This is a genomic window from Streptomyces alkaliphilus (assembly GCF_014141535.1).
Taxonomy (GTDB): domain Bacteria; phylum Actinomycetota; class Actinomycetes; order Streptomycetales; family Streptomycetaceae; genus Streptomyces; species Streptomyces alkaliphilus.
The window spans coordinates 1-2,804 of record NZ_VKHT01000699.1 but is presented as its reverse complement, the minus strand read 5'-3'; the positions used below and the strand labels follow the sequence as shown (position 1 = coordinate 2,804).

2 protein-coding genes are annotated in these 2,804 nt (G+C 73.7%); one reads left to right on the top strand and one right to left on the bottom strand.

All coding sequences use genetic code 11. From position 1 onward, the window contains the following. Positions 1 to 1,607 (bottom strand): HtaA domain-containing protein (locus tag FNQ90_RS18650; RefSeq protein WP_323380060.1); only part of this gene is annotated, 1,607 nt, incomplete at its 3' end. Positions 1,608 to 1,736: 129 nt separating this feature from the next. On the opposite strand from FNQ90_RS18650, the gene FNQ90_RS18645 reads away from it, so the two are divergent. Beyond that, positions 1,737 to 2,768: a heme/hemin ABC transporter substrate-binding protein gene (locus tag FNQ90_RS18645; RefSeq protein WP_456115105.1), complete on the top strand. Its 1,032-nt coding sequence runs from the start codon at positions 1,737 to 1,739 to the stop codon at positions 2,766 to 2,768. Positions 2,769 to 2,804 lie beyond the last annotated feature (36 nt).

Here is a 2,804-nt window from a genome sequence, read left to right as displayed (position 1 = left end):
GGTTCAGCGGCCGGGCTCCTCGGGTCCTTGCGCGGGCTCCCGGGGTCGGGGGTGTCGTCGCCCTCGGCGGCGGCACCGGCCCCGTCGGTCCCGGTGGGGTCGGACCCGTGGGGGTCCCCGTCACCCGCGGTCCCGACGGGTTCCGCCGAGCGGCGCCGACGGCGCCACAGCGGAATCCCGGCCGCGAGGAGCGACAGCAGGAGCGCCGCCCCGACGAGGAGGGGGATGGTCGGGAGGCCGGAGTCCGTGTCGCTCGAGGCGGGTTCGGGCTCCGGGACGGCCGCCGGTTCCGGCTCGGCGGCCGGTTCCTCGGCGGGCGGCTCGCTGCCGAGGTCGGGCAGCGCGGGGAGGTCGGCCTCCTCGGAGAGGGCGAGGGCGACCGTGATCGGGTCCATCTCCGTCTCCGGCGCGTAGAGGCCGCCGAAGATCTCCGCGCCCTCCTCGGTGAGGACGGTGGGCACCTCGGAGAGGAGCACCAGATCGTCCTCCACGGCGAGTTCCGACGCCTCGAAGGTGACGACGGACAGGGTTCGGGTCTCCCCGTCGTCGGTGGTGACGTCCGCGCTCAGGGTGCCGGTGCCGTCGGCGATCTCGACGGTCGGCGCCTCCAGCCGCAGGTCCAGGTCGTTGCCGGTGAAGTGCAGGGCTCCGGCGAAAGCGGCGCGGGCGGTACCCGACTCGGCGTCGAGTTCGCCCCGACCCTCGGGGAAGCGGAAGAGCGCTCCGCCGTCCAGGGCCCCGTCCCCGAGGGTCCAGGACCCCTCGGCGATGGGACCGGTGACGAACTCCCGGAAGGTGCGGCGCACTCCCCAGTCCACGATCGCGTCGTGGAGTTCGGCGCCGGTGTCCTCCTCACCGTCCTCCTCGCGGGCGTCCCCCGCGTCCTCCTCGCGGGCGTCCTCCGGCTCAGGCTCCTCCGCCGGAGGCTCGGGGGTGGGGTCGGCGGCGGGGGTGACGGCGTCGGCGGTCAGGCTGACGGGGTCGAGCGGGTCACCGGCGACGTAGTAGCCGGCGAAGGCCCTGGCGCCCTCGGCGGTGAGGGTCGCGGGAACGTTGGTGAGGACGATCTGCGAGCCCCCGCGCAGGTCCACCCCGCCCAGGGCGAGGGAGGCCAGCGCGACCTGTGAACTCTGCGTGACCCGACCGGTGTCGCGGTCCCGGCTGCGCACGTCGGCGTGGAGGGTGCCGGATCCGTTGGTCAGCGAGACCGAGGGGTTGGAGATGGTCAGGTCGAGTTGGTACTCGCCGCTGTCCTCCCGGTGGCCGACGAAGTGAACGCCGCCGGTGTAGCGGGCGCGGACCGTACCGGTGTCGGGGTCGTATGTGCCCTGCGCCGAGTGGAAGCGGAACCGGCCGGAACCGATCGACCCGGCGCCGCCCGACAGGCTCCAACTGCCCTGCGCCACGGGGCCGGTGATGTAGGTGAGGAAGGAGGAGCGGATGCCCCAGTCCATGCGCCCGCCGGAGAGCGTGAGTTCGGCCGCGTGGGCGGTCCGGGCGGGGAGCAGGACCATGGGCAGGGCGACGGCCACCATCAGGAGCGCGAGGACCGCCGCGGGCAGTGCGGCGACGGAAGTCGACGCGGAACGGGCGGATCTGGGCAGCACGGGACATACCTCCGGGGAACCGGGTCGACCGAATTCGGCCGAGCGAGGTTAGGCTAACCTAAGCCACGAGCACGGTTGCGCGAAACCCCGGTACGGAAGGCGGAAGCCCAGGTGTGGACACGATCAGGACTGCTGGCGAAACTCGGCGCCTCGATCGCCGTTCCCCTGTGTGTGGGCCTGTTGGCGGCCTGCGGCGCCCCGGACACCGCCGACGCGGGAACCGGTGACGCCGCGGGGAACCCGACCTCCGGCGAGACGACCGCCGACCGGGTGGAACCCCTGGAGGGCCCCGCCCCCGCACCGCGGTTGCCGGTCACCGCCACTTCCGCCGACGGTGTCGAGGTCACCGTGACCGCGGTCGATCGGATCGTCCCGCTCAGCGGCTCGCTGGCCGAAATCGTGTGGACCCTGGGTCTCGGCGAGAACGTGGTGGCCCGGGACGTCTCGGCCACCTTCGAACAGGCCGCCGACCTCCCCCTGGTGACCCGGGGCCACGAGGTGTCCGCGGAGAGCGTGCTGTCCCTGCACCCCGACGTGGTGTTGGTGGAGGACACCACCGGCCCCGAGGAGGCGATCGACCGCATCCGCGCGGCCGGCGTCCCGTTGCTGGTCTTCGAAACCGCCGACGAACTCCCGGACGTGACCGTCCGGATCGAGGCGGTGGCAAAGTCCCTGGGCGTCCCGGAGGCGGGGGACGCGCTGGTCGGACGCACCACCGAACGCATCGGGGCCGTGCGCGCCCACCTGCCCGACGTCCCGGAGGCCGAGCGCCCCCGGGTGGCCTTCCTCTACCTGCGCGGCTCCGCGTCGGTGTACCTCATCGGGGGCGCGGGGTCCGGTGCCGGTTCGCTGATCGAGGCCGCCGGAGCCGTGGACGCGGGAGCCGAGGCTGGTCTGGAGAAGGACTTCACGCCCATCACCAGCGAGGCCCTGGCCGCCGCCGCCCCCGACGTCATCCTGGTGATGACCAAGGGCCTCACCTCCGTGGGCGGGGTGGACGGCCTGCTGGAGATTCCCGGGATCGCCGAGACGCCCGCCGGGATGAACCGCCGGATCGCGAGCATCGACGACGGTGTGCTGTTGAACTACGGGCCGCGCACCGACGAGGTGTTGGCGAGCCTGGCCGAGCAGATCCACGGCTCCCCGAAGGAGGGGGCGTGACCACCGCCCGGGGGCTCGCCGCCGGCTCCCCCGCCC